13 protein-coding genes are annotated in these 13,993 nt (G+C 67.8%); 9 read left to right on the forward strand and 4 right to left on the reverse strand.

The window, feature by feature from the left end; genetic code table 11:
* Positions 1–47 precede the first annotated feature (47 nt).
* Positions 48–683 (forward strand): transglycosylase family protein, encoded by a 636-nt coding sequence (locus tag OG474_RS13015; RefSeq protein WP_405062521.1) that lies wholly within the window; start codon positions 48–50, stop codon positions 681–683.
* Positions 684–711: 28 nt separating this feature from the next.
* Here the strand turns inward: OG474_RS13015 and OG474_RS13020 are convergent, their stop codons facing one another.
* The 3 genes from OG474_RS13020 to OG474_RS13030 all read right to left on the reverse strand — a co-directional run bounded on the left by OG474_RS13020 (position 712) and on the right by OG474_RS13030 (position 2,652).
* Positions 712–1,362: a class I SAM-dependent methyltransferase gene (locus OG474_RS13020; protein ID WP_405062522.1), complete on the reverse strand. Its 651-nt coding sequence runs from the start codon at positions 1,360–1,362 to the stop codon at positions 712–714.
* A gap of 98 nt (positions 1,363–1,460) precedes the next feature.
* Positions 1,461–2,054: a Pr6Pr family membrane protein gene (locus OG474_RS13025; RefSeq protein WP_405062523.1), complete on the reverse strand. Its 594-nt coding sequence runs from the start codon at positions 2,052–2,054 to the stop codon at positions 1,461–1,463.
* Positions 2,055–2,094: 40 nt separating this feature from the next.
* Positions 2,095–2,652: a 2TM domain-containing protein gene (locus tag OG474_RS13030; RefSeq protein ID WP_405062524.1), complete on the reverse strand. Its 558-nt coding sequence runs from the start codon at positions 2,650–2,652 to the stop codon at positions 2,095–2,097.
* A 75-nt stretch (positions 2,653–2,727) separates the two neighbouring features.
* Here OG474_RS13030 and OG474_RS13035 point away from each other — a divergent pair, with 75 nt between their 5' ends.
* Genes OG474_RS13035 through OG474_RS13045 form a run of 3 tightly spaced genes read left to right on the forward strand, consistent with a single transcriptional unit; the run spans position 2,728 to position 6,095 of the window.
* Positions 2,728–3,420: a TetR/AcrR family transcriptional regulator gene (locus tag OG474_RS13035; RefSeq protein ID WP_405062525.1), complete on the forward strand. Its 693-nt coding sequence runs from the start codon at positions 2,728–2,730 to the stop codon at positions 3,418–3,420.
* Positions 3,421–3,450: 30 nt separating this feature from the next.
* Positions 3,451–3,963 (forward strand): phosphotransferase, encoded by a 513-nt coding sequence (locus OG474_RS13040; RefSeq protein WP_405062526.1) that lies wholly within the window; start codon positions 3,451–3,453, stop codon positions 3,961–3,963.
* Between the two features lie 35 nt (positions 3,964–3,998).
* Entirely contained in the window at positions 3,999–6,095 is a 2,097-nt protein-coding gene (locus OG474_RS13045) for a molybdopterin-dependent oxidoreductase (RefSeq protein ID WP_405062527.1), read from the forward strand.
* A gap of 499 nt (positions 6,096–6,594) precedes the next feature.
* Here OG474_RS13045 and OG474_RS13050 read toward each other — a convergent pair whose 3' ends face one another.
* Positions 6,595–7,671 carry a LacI family DNA-binding transcriptional regulator gene (locus OG474_RS13050; protein WP_405062528.1) on the reverse strand — a complete coding sequence of 359 codons (1,077 nt, stop codon included), beginning with the start codon at positions 7,669–7,671 and terminating at the stop codon, positions 6,595–6,597.
* A 447-nt stretch (positions 7,672–8,118) separates the two neighbouring features.
* On the opposite strand from OG474_RS13050, the gene OG474_RS13055 reads away from it, so the two are divergent.
* The 5 genes from OG474_RS13055 to OG474_RS13075 all read left to right on the forward strand — a co-directional run bounded on the left by OG474_RS13055 (position 8,119) and on the right by OG474_RS13075 (position 13,992).
* Entirely contained in the window at positions 8,119–8,868 is a 750-nt protein-coding gene (locus OG474_RS13055; protein WP_405062529.1) for a sugar phosphate isomerase/epimerase family protein, read from the forward strand.
* Positions 8,865–9,962: a Gfo/Idh/MocA family protein gene (locus OG474_RS13060; RefSeq protein ID WP_405062530.1), complete on the forward strand. Its 1,098-nt coding sequence runs from the start codon at positions 8,865–8,867 to the stop codon at positions 9,960–9,962. Before OG474_RS13055 ends, OG474_RS13060 begins: the two co-directional genes overlap by 4 nt.
* A 10-nt stretch (positions 9,963–9,972) precedes the next feature.
* Positions 9,973–10,581 (forward strand): SGNH/GDSL hydrolase family protein, encoded by a 609-nt coding sequence (locus OG474_RS13065; protein WP_405062531.1) that lies wholly within the window; start codon positions 9,973–9,975, stop codon positions 10,579–10,581.
* Positions 10,582–10,659: 78 nt separating this feature from the next.
* On the forward strand, positions 10,660–13,062 hold the full coding sequence (locus OG474_RS13070) for a glycoside hydrolase family 2 protein (protein ID WP_405062532.1): 2,403 nt from the start codon (positions 10,660–10,662) through the stop codon (positions 13,060–13,062).
* 45 nt (positions 13,063–13,107) lie between these two features.
* A complete protein-coding gene (locus tag OG474_RS13075; RefSeq protein WP_405062533.1) occupies positions 13,108–13,992 on the forward strand; it encodes a polysaccharide deacetylase family protein in 885 nt (294 codons plus the stop codon).
* Position 13,993 lies beyond the last annotated feature (1 nt).

Here is a 13,993-nt window from a genome sequence, read left to right on the forward strand (position 1 = left end):
GGCTGGTGTTGTCCACCATGCCCAAGCTCACAAGGAGCGCCTTACCGATGTCCAAAGCCCGACATGCGCGCCCCCGGCGAAGTACTCGCCGGGTGGTCCGGACCCTCTCCGTCGCCGGTCTCGGCGCGGGAATCACCGTCGCTGCCACCGGCGCGGCGTTCGCGACCGACTACAAGGTGAAGGCCGGAGACACGCTCTCCGAGATCGCTCAGGCCAACGGCGCCGACTGGCACCAGTTGGCCAAGGTCAACAATCTGAGTGACCCGGACCTGATCCTGATCGGTCAGACCCTGACGCTCGACGGTGTGAAGACGGCCACCGCGCCGAAGCGCGTCGTACCGAAGGCCAAGGTCGTCACCAAGAAGAAGGTCGTCACCAAGCAGACTGTGCGCGCACCGCGGACCAACCGTTCCGCCGAGCGCCCGTCGACCAGCAACAACGTGAGCATGAGTGCCGCCTGGCGCAAGGTCGCCAACTGTGAGTCCAGCGGCAACCCGCGGGCCGTCAGCCCGAACGGCAAGTACCTCGGCCTGTTCCAGTTCGACATGCAGACCTGGCGCAGTGTCGGCGGCAGCGGCAGCCCCGCCAAGGCATCAGCCGGCGAGCAGCTGCTGCGCGCGAAGAAGCTCTACGCGCAGCGCGGCAACTCGCCGTGGCCGGTCTGCGGACGCTTCCTTCCCTGAAAGACGCCCGCCCCTCACTTCGGACCCCTCAGGAGTGAGTGAGCACGAGCATCTCGTCGGCGCCCGTCTGGAACTCGTAGGGAACCTTGCGGAACTCCCAGCGGACGCCGACGAGATCGCTCAGCACCTCAGGCAGGAACGGCACCGGCTCACCAGCCCCCTGCTGCACCAACGGGAACACCCGGACCTCTTTGCTGCTCACCCGGAGCAGCTCCCGCAACGCGGCCAGATGCCAGGCCCGGTCGAAGGTGTCGGCCCAGGTGAAGAGCAGGTGCGAACACAGCGCCAGCTCGAACCGCCCGTCCTCGAACGGCAACTCCGGCAGTCGGCCCGCGACGTACCGGTCGGGCGCCTCGCCGATGTCCTGCAGGAAGCGGTCGGCCGACTCGAGCCGCATCTCGTCGCGCCGCTCCGGAGCGCCGTACCAATGCCAGACGAACTTGTCCGAGTGTGCGTCCACCAGGTCGTTCCCGACCGGCAGACTGCGCCGCACGGTGTCGACGAGCTCCGGCATCGTCAACTCGTACGCCGGATCCACCGCCACCACGTCCACTCCGCGCGCGGCGGCCTCGGCGGTGAAGCTCGATCCCCCGGCCGAGCAGTCGAGCACGGAGGCAGGCAGTTCGGTCAGGTCGAACATCGCTTCGTACTCGGCGTACGAGCGAGAGGTGACGAGCAAGGCAAGGTGTCCCTTCGGGGTTGTAGGTCGAACGATAGCGGTGTCCAGGTGCGTGCCTGGGCGCCGGTAGCGTCGAGCTACGACGCCGAAGGGACACCTCACCCTTCGACGGTTTCGCTGAGCCGACGATCAAGGGCTGTGGCCCCGGCCGCCAGAGCCAGGAACAGTACCGCGACGAACAGACAGTTCAGCAGGACCTGTCCATATCCGTGCAGGGACACGTCCACGAACGGGTAGGGGTAGAAGCCGTCGGCCGCGCCTCTGATCAGGGTGAAGGCCAGCCAGAGCAGCGGGTACACGATTGACCAGGCAGCGATCCGGACGTTCGTCGCACCGCGGGGTCCGAAGATGGCCCAGCCGAGTACGCCGATCAGCGGGCTGGCGGTGTGGAGCAGGAAGTTCGCTACTGCCGCCCCGCCGGACAACTCGTCCGTGCCCGCGAGCACCGCGTGGTAGACGATCCCGGTCACCGCGATGCAGAGCACCCCGTTCAACCGCAGCACCTTGAACAGCAGCCCGCGTGGCCGATCCGGCCGGAGCGCGAGGAGCAGGGTGGTCACACCGAGCAGCAGGTTGGACTGGATCGTGAAGTAGACAAAGACGTCCCAGCCCGGCGACACCACCAGTTGCAGCACGACGCCACCCAACGCGATGCCCGCAGTGACCGCAGAAACCAGCCGTCCGGTCGTCATAGCTGCAATCTACGACGACCGGACGGGTGGAGCCGGTAGGTCAGGCGTCCTGCTTCAGTCGCGGCGCCTGCTCGTCCTTCGCCGCGTCGCCGGATCCGTAGCTGAACGAGACGAACCCGTCGATCACCAGCACGATCGTCCACGGCCACGCCGGGTAGAGGGCAGCGTCGTACCCCTTCCCGGACAGCAGGCCGAGCACGAGCATGATGCCGACACCGATGACGTACGCGAGCAGATGCCGGAACCAGCCGGCGCGCTCGCGCTGGGCCCGCTCCCGGCCACCCTTCGGCGGCTTCGCCGGCCGCGGCGCGCCGGCGAACTTGTGCGCCGCCCAACTGTCGGCCCACTTGAGCGTCTGATGCCCGAACGCGACGCTGACGCCGATGAAGATCGCGGCCAGCGAGTGCTTGAACGACGGCACGCTGCCGCGGTGGATGTCGACCACGCTCGCCACGAGCATGACCACGTCGACCAGCGGAACCATCATCAGCAGGACCATCCCGGCCTTGGGCCGACGGAACAGGTAGCGCGTCGCCATCCCGGCCGCAAGCAGCACCCAGAAGCCGATCTCACACGCAGCGATCACAGCGAGCAGCACAGCAGTTCACCCCTTTTTGTTTTGATACGACTGTGTTGTGAAAGAACCATAACACGAGTGTGCTAAAAAGGGCACATGCCCAAGATCGTCGACCACGACGCCCGCCGCGAGGAGATCGCCCAGGCCCTGTGGCGGGTCGTCCGCCGCGGCGGTATCCGCGCCGCCTCGGTCCGCACCATCGCCGCCGAGGCCGGCTGGTCCGCCGGCGCCGTGCGCTACTACTTCCCCGACCAGGAGGGCCTGCTCAAGTTCGCGATGGAGCTGGTCTCCCGCCGCGTCGGGGAGCGACTCACCGCGCTGACCGCGAGCGGCGGCACGAAGGGCAGCGCCACGGTCGTCGCGCTGCGGTACCTCGAAGAGGTGCTCCCGCTCGACGAGGAGCGGATGGTGGAGCTCGACGTCTGGCTCGCTTTCACCGCTCAGGCGCTGGCCGAGTCCGGAGCCGGCGCGCTGCAGGACAACATCGAGTCCGTGAACGACGGCCTGCACGACCTGTGCGCGGAGCTGGTGAACGCGCTGTCCGCCGCCGGATCACTGCGCGAAGGCCTGGACCTGCGGCTCGAGGCCGAACGTTTGCATGCCTTGGTCGACGGGCTGGCGATGCACGCCGCCGTCCAGCGCCGGCGCACCACTCCGGCCCGGGTCAGAAGGCTCCTGCGCCTTCACATCGACTCCCTCTTGGCCGAAAAGCCCTTACAAAACAAAGAGATTGGCCAAACCAAGGAATTCTCGTCCACTGCACGACATGTTCGCCACAAACCTGACTAAAACATTGCCTACCGTGGCAACATCACCAGCATGGAGTCCGCGGGCGTCATCGTCGTCAGCGGGATCATGGCGTCCGGGAAGTCCGCGGTCGCCCAGCTCCTCGCCGAACGCTTCCAGTACGGCGTCAACATCCCCGGCAATGTGTTCCGCCGGATGATCGTCAGCGGACACCCCTCGATGACCGACGATCCGACCGAGGCACAGCGGCAGATGCGGCTCGGATTCCGGCTCGCCTGCCAGGCCGCCGACTCGTACGCCGAGTCCGGGTTCACCGTCGTGCTGCAGGACGTCGTGATCGGCGAGCTGCTCCGCGAGTTCCTCGACGGCATCCGCACCCGCCCGCGCTACCTCGTCGTACTGACGCCGCGGCCCGATGTCATCTCCGGGCGGCTCGGCGGTTCGCATCATGCCGTCGAGGAGCTCGACTACGAGCTGCACGCGTTCAGCCCGCGCCGTGGCCTGTGGCTGGACAACTCCGACCTGTCCGCCGGCGAGACCGTCGACGCGATCCTCGGCCGGCTCGACGAGGCGCGCTTCGAGTGATGGCGAGCCAGGCTACCCAAGGGTAGTTTGACTGGATGGCGACGACGGTACGGCGAACCTCGTGCAACCTGTGTGAAGCGATCTGCGGCGTCCTGGTGACGGTGGAGGACGGCCACGTCACGGACATCCGGGGTGATGAGTCCGACCCGCTGTCCCGCGGTCACATCTGCCCGAAGGCCGTCGCGCTGCGTGATCTGCAAGAGGATCCGGACCGCCTGACCACGCCGGTACGACGTACCGCCGATGGCTGGCAGGCGATCGGCTGGGACGCGGCGTACGAACTGATCGCGAGCAAACTGACCGCGATCCAGCGCGAGCACGGGCGGAACTCGGTCGGCGTCTATCTCGGCAACCCGAACGTGCACAGCCTCGGCGCGCTGACGCACATGCCGACGATGGTCCGGCAGCTGCGGACGCGGAGCAAGTTCAGTGCCACGTCGATCGACCAGCTTCCGCACATGCTGTCGTCGTACCTGCTGTACGGGCATCAGCTGATGATCGCGGTGCCCGACATCGACCGGACGTCGTACCTGCTGATGCTGGGCGCCAACCCGCTCGCCTCGAACGGGAGCATGATGACCGCGCCCGGATTCGGGCGGCGGCTCAAGGAGGTTCGCAAGCGCGGCGGCAAGGTGGTCGTGATCGATCCGCGCCGGACCGAGACCGCGGCGGTCGCCGACGAGCACCACTTCGTCCGGCCCGGGACCGATGCGGCCTTCCTGCTCGCCCTCATTCATCAGGTGATCGTCGGCGGGCACGCGCAACCGGCGTCGTACGTCGACGGGCTGGCGGCGGTCGAGGCCGCGGTCGAGGAGTGGACCCCGGAGCGGGCTACCGCGCTGACCGGGATCGACGCGGACGTCATCCGGCAGATCGCGACCGACTTCGCGACGGCCGGGCGGGCCGCGGTGTACGGGCGGGTCGGGGTGTCGACCCAGCAGTTCGGCGCGCTGTGCCAGTGGGCGATCCAGGTGCTGAACATCATCACCGGCAACCTGGATCGGCCGGGCGGAACGATGTTCCCGCGTCCGGCGGTGAACGCGCTGATCGGGCTCGGGCGCGGGCATTTCGGGGTGTGGTCGAGCCGCGTCCGCGGGCTGCCCGAGTTCGGCGGTGAGCTGCCGGTGTCGGTGATGGCCGAGGAGATCCTGACGCCGGGCGAGGGACAGCTCCGCGCGATGGTGACGATCGCCGGGAACCCGGTGCTGTCGACACCGGACGGACGCAAGCTCGACGAGGCGTTCGAGTCGCTGGACTTCATGGTCTCGGTCGATCCGTACATCAACGAGACCACCCGGCATGCCGACGTGATTCTGCCGCCGGCCCCGCCGCTCGAGCGCGAACACTACGACGTGATCTTCCACCAGTTCGCGGTCCGGAACACGGCCCGCTGGAACGACGCCGTACTGGCGAAGCCGCCGTCGGCACGGCACGACTGGGAGATCTTCCGCGATCTCGGGATCGCCCTGGTACGACGTACTCCGCTCAGCCGCAAGCGGATCCTGGCGGAGGCGCGACTGCGGCTGGCCCCGCGCCGGATCGTCGACGCCGGCCTGCGGATCGGTCCGTACAAGCTGTCGCTGCGCAAACTCCGGAAGTCGCCCGGCGGGATCGACCTCGGGCCGCTGCAGCCGGCGATGCCCAACGCCCTGTTCCACAAGAACAAGCGGATCAACCTCGACCAGCCGATGATCCTCGCCGACATCGCGCGGCTGGACGCATTGCAGACGACCGCCGACGGCGAGCTGCTCCTGATCGGCCGGCGACACCTCCGCAGCAACAACTCCTGGATGCACAACTCGGCCCGCCTGGTGAAGGGCAAGCCCCGCCACCACCTCCTGATGCACCCCACCGACCTGGCCGACCGCTCCCTCACCGCGGGTCAGCTCGTCACCATCACCTCCGCCGCCGGCTCCCTCGCCGTAGAAGTTGCCTCCAGCAACGACATGATGCCCGGCGTCGTCTCCCTCCCGCACGGCTTCGGCCACTCCCGCCCCGGAGTCCACCTGGCCGTAGCCAGCCAACTCCCCGGCATCTCCCTGAACGACCTCACCGACAGCGCCCTGACCGACCCCATCTCCGGCACAGCCGCCGTCAACGGAGTCCCCGTAAAAGTCACCCCCACCCCCTAACCCCTCCACTCCCCCACCCCGCCGTACCACCCCAGGGCAATATGAACGGATCACCCCGCAAATCGCCCCTTCTCTGCCCGAATAATCAGGGGAGAACCGGCAACACCAGGGGATATCCGTCGAAATCGCGAGGGGTGGAACCGACCTGGGAGCAGTCCGCTCCGTCATGGGTGCGGTCGGCCGGAACCCGCAGTGGGCGCCGCGCCAGGTAGGGAACCTTGCGGCCGGTCGTCCGACGCAGCGGCCGGCCCGCGGGCGTTCCGCAGGGCGCGGGCGGCAACACCCCGGCCGCCGCCGCTGAGGGCGCATTTGAACGGATATCCCCTCAACTGGGCCCTTCTCTGCTCAAAAAACGAGGGGAGAAGGGGCAGTTCGAGGGGATATCCGTTCAAATTCCGGAGGGGCGGGAGGGCGGGAGGGGCGGGAGGGGCGGCGGGGGCGGCGGGGTTCGGGACCGGGCGGAGCGAGTAGCCGTCCGGGGAGGGGCCGCGTTGGGTGGTTAGGGGGTGGGGTGGGGGCGGGGGGCGTAGCGGGGTGGGCGGTTGCAGAGGGGGGTCGGGGTGAGGGTGGGGGGTGGGGCTGAGGAGTCTCGGATGTTGAGGAGGGGGGTGGAGTAGAGGTGGGGTTCTGGGCGGGCGCCGTCCAGGAGGTTCAGGAGGCGGTGGGTTACTTCGGCGCCGAAGCCGACGATGTTGTGGGACATCGCGGTCAGGCGGGGGTGGGTGATGCGGCAGAGGGTGGAGTCGTCCCAGGCGATCAGGGTGATGTCGCGGGGGACGGAGGCGCCGAGGCCCTGGGCGACGGAGAGGCCGGCGACGGCCATCAGGTCGTTGTCGTAGATGATCGCGGTCGGTCGCGGGTCGGCAGCGAGCAGGTCGCGGGTGGCGGCGGCGCCTTCGTCGGCGGAGTAGTCGGTGTGGATGACCTTGGTCTCCAGGCCGAAGCGGCTGCTCGCCTCACCGAACGCACGGTCGCGGATCCACACGTCGCCGTACTCGGGAGGTCCGGCGACCCGACCCACCAGGCGGTGGCCGAGCGAGGCGACGTGACCGACGGCGGAATGCATGGCCGCGGTCGCGTCGGTCCAGACGCACGGCAGACCATCGGCCAGTTCAGGATCGCCGACCAGGACGGCGGGCAGGCCGAGCTTGCGCAGCAACGGGATCCGCGGATCGGCGACCCGCAGGTCGACCACGATCACGCCGTCGACGCGTCGCTCGGCGGCCCACTTCCGGTACGTCGCGAGCTCCTCGTCCAAGTTGGTCACCACCTGAAGGGCCAACGCGTACGAGCGCTCGGCGAGCACGGACTCCACACCTCCCACGAAGCCCATGTAGAACGGCTCCTCGGTCAGCGTCTGCGCGGTCCGCGCAAGCACCAGGCCGAAGGTCTCACTGCGCGCCGCGGACAGCTGACGGGCGGCGCGATTCGGTACCCACTCCATTTCCTCGGCGACTCTCAAGACCCGCGCACGGGTAGCCGCGGAGACTCCGGGCTGATTGTTCAGCGCGTACGACACCGCGCCTTTGGAGACGCCGGCGCGGCGTGCGATCTCCTTGATGGTGACTCGGGGCACAACAAACTCCTCACGGGCGGCCGGACCGCTGACGGTCGGTCCGGAATCCTCCAGTGTGCGCGCGTTTCCACGCCGTGTCACCGGTTGGGAGCAGAGAGTGACTCTTTGGTTCTCTTTTCGGAACGCGCCGGTTCCGGTCGCGGGGATTCGAGGTGTGGGCTGACCTGGGGTTGGCGGATGGTTGTGGCGCCGTAGCGAGCAGGTGCTCGGTGCGGTGCATCGGCGCGCGGGGGCGAAGTGTTCGATGCGGAGCATCTAGCGCTTTGCACACGTGCGGCGAGGTGCCGTGCCGAGTGCCGCGCAGTAGGCGTCACAACCATCCGGCAACCCCTAGTCTGAGCGCGCTCTCGTGGGATACGGTTGCCAGCGTTACTTAACCGGTTCGGCTATCACGCCGGTACGGCGGCTCCAGGGCAGCGGGCGCAGTGCCGGTCACGAGGAGAAACCATGGTCGCAGTGGACAACCTGTCCCTCCAGCTGTACACCGTCCGCTACAAGCTCGAAGAGGACTTCGACGCCACCCTGGCCCGCATCGCGGAGATCGGCTACACCCAGGTGGAGCCGTTCGGAATCCCCGGCAACGCGGACCGCCTGGCCGACGCGCTGCCCAAGCACGGCCTGACGGCGCCCACCACCCACGCCGGCCTGCTCCGCGACGAGGCCGCGCCGATCTACGAGGCCGCCAAGAAGCTCGGCATCGGCACCGTCATCGAGCCCTTCATCGACCCGGCCCGCTGGCTCTCCGCCGATGACATCAAGGCGACCGCCGAGGCCCTGAACCAGGCGTCGGTCGAGGCGGCCGAGCACGGCATCAAGGTCGGCTACCACAACCACCAGTTCGAGTTCGAGAACAAGATCGACGGCGCCCACCCGCTGGAGATCTTCATCGACCACCTGAACGACGAGGTCATCCTCGAGGTCGACACCTACTGGGGCGTCGTCGGTGGCGGTGACATCCCCGCCCTGCTGAAGAAGTGGGGCAACCGCGTCCAGGCGATCCACGTCAAGGACGGCGACGGCACGCTGGACAACAAGGCGCAGACCGCTGTCGGTGACGGCACGATCGCGATCGCCGACATCCTGGCCGCGGCCCCGCAGGCGCTGCGCGTGGTCGAGCTGGACGACTTCACCGGCGAGATCTTCGACGCCGTCGAGGGCAGCTTCAAGTTCCTCACCGGAGAGGGCGCTCCCGCATGAGTTCAGTTGGCGTAGGTGTGATCGGCGCCGGAGTGATCTCCGACGCCTACATCAAGAGCATGCAGAGCTTCCCGGACCTGAAGGTCGTCGCGATCGGCGACCTGCGGCCGGAGGCGGCCAAGGAGAAGGCGAGCCAGTTCGGCATCGAGGCCCACGGGGGTCCCGAGGCCGTGCTGAACCACGCGGATGTCGAGATCGTGGTCAACCTGACCATCCCGATCGCGCACGTCGAGGTCGCGCTGGCTGCCGTTGCCGCGGGCAAGCATGTCTGGAGCGAGAAGCCGTTCTCGCTGGACCAGGAGAGCGGGCGCAAGCTGCTGGCGACCGCGCAGGACGCAGGTCTGCGCCTCGGCTGCGCTCCGGACACGATCCTCGGTCCGGGTCTGCAGGAGTCACGCCGGATCATCGAGCGGGGCGAGATCGGTACGCCGCTCACCGCGCTCACCCTGATGCAGTCCCCCGGCCCGGAGTCCTGGCACCCGAACCCGGCGTTCCTGTTCACCGAAGGCGCCGGACCGCTCTGGGACATCGGCCCGTACTACCTGACCACGCTGGTCCAGCTGTTCGGACCGGTCGCGGCGGTGGCCGGGATCGGGTCGAAGTCGAAGGAGAAGCGCACGATCGGATCGGGTCCGCTGGCCGGCACCGACTTCGACGTGACGGTTCCGACCCACGTCAGCGCGATCGCACGGTTCGAGTCGGGCCAGTCGTCGCAGAGCATCTTCAGCTTCGACTCGCCGCTGTCCCGGGCCGGGTTCGTCGAGATCACCGGATCCGACGCGACACTCGCCGTACCCGACCCGAACGCGTTCGACGGCGAGATCAAGATCCGCCGCCGCGGCGCCGAGGACTGGGAGACGCTGGAGACCACCAAGGCCTCGGCCGAGCGTGGCACGGGCGTGCTGGAGATGGCGCGCGCGATCCGCGCCGACCGGCCGCACCGGGCGAACGGAGCGCTCGCGTTCCACATCGTCGACGTGATGTCCTCCATCACCCAGTCGATCGACACCGGCGCGTTCGTCGACGTGACGAGCACGGTCGAGGTCGCACCGGTGCTGCCGGACGACTGGGACGTGCACGCGGCAACCCTGTGAAGATGGTTCCGTGAACAAACTTGAGCTGGATCCCCGGTGGACCGTCGTGTTCGCCGGGGACTCCGTCACCGACGGCGGTCACCGCACCGATCCCACGGGGCTGGGCGACACCTACCCCCGCTACATAGCGACTGCGCTCGGCGAGGACCGGCCGCGGATCGTCAACGCCGGCACGAGCGGCAATCGCGCGGTCGATCTGGTCGCGCGCTGGTCGACCGACGTCCTGGCGTTCGATCCGTCCCTGGTGTCGATCCTGATCGGCATCAACGACACCTGGCGGCGGTACGACAAGAACGACCCGACCACGGTCGAGGCGTTCGAGGCGTCGTACCGGCAGTTGCTCGACCCGCTGGAGTGTCCGATCGTGCTGGTCGAGCCGTTCCTGCTGGCGGTCAAGCCCGAGCACGCCGTCTGGCGGGAGGATCTCGATCCGAAGATCGAGGTCGTCCGGAAGCTGGCTCTCGAGTACGACGCGATCCTCGTCCCGGCCGATGTCGAGCTCAACAAGCTCGCGGAAACGGTCGGCGCGGCGACGCTGGCCGACGACGGCGTGCACCCTTCGGCCGCCGGCCACCAGGCACTCGCCGACCTGTGGCGGCAGTACGTTCTCGCTCCCTGAACTACCGCTCCCAGGCCTCACCCTGGGGGCGGTAGTTTGTTCTGACTAAACCGGTTCACGCTCTCCTGGAGATCCGCTGTGACTGCTCGCAAGAATCTGACCACCGAGGGTGGCGCCACCTGGACTGTCGAGTCTGCCGACAGAGCAGCTGTGACAGCGACTGTGCCTGGTGAGGTACATACCGATCTGCTGGCGGCGGGCCTGATCCCCGACCCGTTCGACGGGGACAATGAGAGCAAGTTGGCCTGGATCGGCTCGACGGACTGGGTCTACCGGACGACCTTCGACTGGGCCGCGGACGGTCACACCATCCAGGAACTGGTGGCCGACGGACTCGACACGGTGGCGACCGTGACGCTGAACGGGACCGAGCTCGGCCGCACCCGCAACCAGCACCGCGGGTACCGGTTCGACGTCACCAGCCTGCTGGTTGCTTCAGGCAATGAATTGGTGGTCGCGTTCGAGGCGCCGGTCGAGGCCGCGAAGAGGTTCGCCGAGACGCTCGGGCTCTGGCCGCACACGAACAAGCACCCGTACAACGCGATCCGGAAGATGGCCAGCAACTACGGCTGGGACTGGGGCCCCGACCTCGCCACGGCCGGTATCTGGAAGCCGATCGGGATCGAGTCCTGGTCCGGCGTCCGGATCTCCTCCGTCCGTCCGCTCGCAAGCCAGGACGGCACGCTGACCACGCACGTCGCACTGGCCTGGAGCGAAGGCGCAGCCGAAACCACAGTCACGGTGGAGGTCGGTGGCACCTCAGTCTCCGCGACAGTTGCTGCAGGCACCGAAAGCGTCGAGCTGACCAGCAGCGTCGCCGATGTTGAGGTCTGGTGGCCGCGCGGCCACGGCAAGCAGCCCCTGTACGACGTCGCCGTATCCGCCGGTGACGACAGCTGGACCGGGCGGGTCGGGTTCCGCGACATCACGATGAACGTTGCCCCCGACAAGGACGGCGGCCCGTTCGTCCTGTCGGTGAACGGCAAACCGATCTACGTCCGTGGCGCGAACTGGATCCCGGACGACGCGTTCGTGACCCGGCTGAACCGTTCGACGTACGAGACGAGCATCCAGGACGCGCTCGACGCCGGCATGAACCTGCTGCGCGTCTGGGGCGGCGGGATCTACGAGACCGACGACTTCTACGACATCTGTGACGAGCAAGGTGTGCTCGTCTGGCAGGACTTCCTGTTCGCGTGTGCGGCCTACTCCGAGGACGAGCCGCTGTGGAGCGAGGTCGAGGCCGAGGCGCAGCAGGCCGTCACGCGGCTGAGCCAGCACGCCAGCCTCGCGGTCTGGAACGGCAACAACGAGAACATCTGGGGGTACGTCGAGTGGGGCTGGCGCGCGCCGTTGGCCGGGCGCAAGTGGGGTGAGGGCTACTACTTCGACCTGCTGCCGAAGATCGTCCACGAGCTCGACCCGCGAACGCCGTACTCCGAAGGCAGCCCCTACTCGTACGACCACTTCATCCACCCGAACGACGACCGCAACGGCACCATGCACATCTGGGACGTGTGGAACCAGGTGGACTACACGAACTACCGCAAGTACAAGCCGCGGTTCGTGTCGGAGTTCGGATTCCAGGGACCGCCGGCCTGGTCGACGCTGACCTCGGTGGTGCACGACGAGCCGCTGGATCCGTACGGCGAGCAGATGCTCGTGCACCAGAAGGCTTATGAGGGCAACCTCAAGCTGGAGCGCGGTCTCGGTGATCACTTGCCGTTGTGGAAGTCGATGGATGATTGGCACTGGACGACGCAGCTCAACCAGGCGCGGGCGATCATCTACGGGATCGAGCACTTCCGCAGCCTGTTCCCGTTGAACACGGGCGCGATCATCTGGCAGCTCAACGACAACTGGCCGGTGGTGTCGTGGGCCGCGGTCGACGGGCACGGGATCCGCAAGCCGCTGTGGTTCGCTCTCGAGAAGGTGTACGCCGATCGCCTGCTCAGCGTGCAGCCGACCGAGGACGGGCTGGTCGTTGCCGCGCACAACGATTCGGACGAGGCCTGGTCGACCCGGCTGACGCTGACCCGGCGGGCGACCGGTCCCGGCGGTGAGGTGTTCGCTCGCGAGAGCATCGCTCTCGAAGTAGAGCCCCGCTCCGCAACGCTGAGCACGGTACCGGTCTCGCTCATCTCCTACGACGCGACCACCGAGTACCTGGAGGTCCGGGCGGACGACGGCGCGTCGGCGCACTGGTACTTCGTCGAGGACACCAAGCTGCAGTTGGCAGCCGATGCCTTCACCTCTACCGTCACCCCGACGGCAACCGGGTACGACGTCACTGTCACGGCGACCGCGCTGGCCAAGGACCTGGCACTCTTCCCGGACCGCCTGGACGCGGCTGCCCGGGTCGATTCCTGCCTGATCACCCTGTCCGCCGGCGAATCCCACACCTTCCACGTCACCGGCGCCAGCGCTCCGGCAGAGGTCGGCGTACCGGTCCTGCGCTCGGCGAACGACCTGCTGAACTGAACCGACGCCGAGCCCTGACCGTGGAGTGACGCATACTGGACGATTGTGACTGGTGCTCGGGGGATTGCGCTGCTACTGGCAGCCGTAGCGGTACTGGCCGGCTGTGCGGACAAGGAGTCGTCCACGGGCGTCGTTCCACTGAGTACGACGCCCTCGGCGACTCCCTCAGCGACTCCGTCCACGACGGCCAGCACGCCGCCACCCAGCACGCCTCCTCCTGCTACTACGCCCTTCACCCCGCCGACCAGCAATCTGATGCGCGTTGTCGACCACGGGCCGCGCGACCGGAAGCTGGTTGCGCTGACGTTCGACGCCGACCTCACCGCAGTCATGCGGAAGCGGCTGGAGAGCGGGAAGGTGAAGTCGTACTACAACGCCACTCTGATCAAGGAGCTCCGGCAGTTGCAGGTACCGGCCACCATGTTCCTCACCGGGATGTGGATGGAGGAGTATCCAGAGGTGACGAGAGAGCTGGCCGCTGACCCGCTGTTCGAGCTCGGCACGCACACCTACGACCACCGCGCCTTCACCAAGCACTGCTACACACTCGGCACGGTCCCGCGCGCAGAGATGCTGGCTGACGTGCAGAAGGCGGTCAAACAGCTGGACGCCTTGGATCCGCACCCGACGCGCTGGTTCCGCTTCCCCGGTGGGTGCTACGACGGTACGGCGTTGCACGAGCTCGCCCCGGCCGGCGTGACGGCTGTGGGGTTGGACGTACCGGGGGCGGACGGTTTCGCGAAGTCCCCGAAGCCCATCATCAAGCAGGTGCTCTCCCACGTGCAGAACGGCTCGATCGTCGTCCTCCACATGCACGGTGGCGACAACGCACCGCACACGGCCGAGGCCGTCGTACCGATCGTGAAGAAGCTTCGGGCAGAGGGCTATCAGCTCGTCACTGTGACTCAGCTCATGAACGGGAACCGCTGAG

This window comes from Kribbella sp. NBC_01505 (genome assembly GCF_045040285.1).
Classification (GTDB): domain Bacteria; phylum Actinomycetota; class Actinomycetes; order Propionibacteriales; family Kribbellaceae; genus Kribbella.

Bases quoted from the DNA above. Each gene is read 5' to 3' on its own strand.
- OG474_RS13015 (WP_405062521.1), top strand. From the start codon at position 48: ATGTCCAAAGCCCGACATGCGCGCCCCCGGCGAAGTACTCGCCGGGTG.
- OG474_RS13025 (WP_405062523.1), bottom strand. From the start codon at position 2,054: ATGACGACCGGACGGCTGGTTTCTGCGGTCACTGCGGGCATCGCGTTG.
- OG474_RS13035 (WP_405062525.1), top strand. From the start codon at position 2,728: ATGCCCAAGATCGTCGACCACGACGCCCGCCGCGAGGAGATCGCCCAG.
- OG474_RS13040 (WP_405062526.1), top strand. From the start codon at position 3,451: ATGGAGTCCGCGGGCGTCATCGTCGTCAGCGGGATCATGGCGTCCGGG.
- OG474_RS13045 (WP_405062527.1), top strand. From the start codon at position 3,999: ATGGCGACGACGGTACGGCGAACCTCGTGCAACCTGTGTGAAGCGATC.
- OG474_RS13055 (WP_405062529.1), top strand. From the start codon at position 8,119: ATGGTCGCAGTGGACAACCTGTCCCTCCAGCTGTACACCGTCCGCTAC.
- OG474_RS13060 (WP_405062530.1), top strand. From the start codon at position 8,865: ATGAGTTCAGTTGGCGTAGGTGTGATCGGCGCCGGAGTGATCTCCGAC.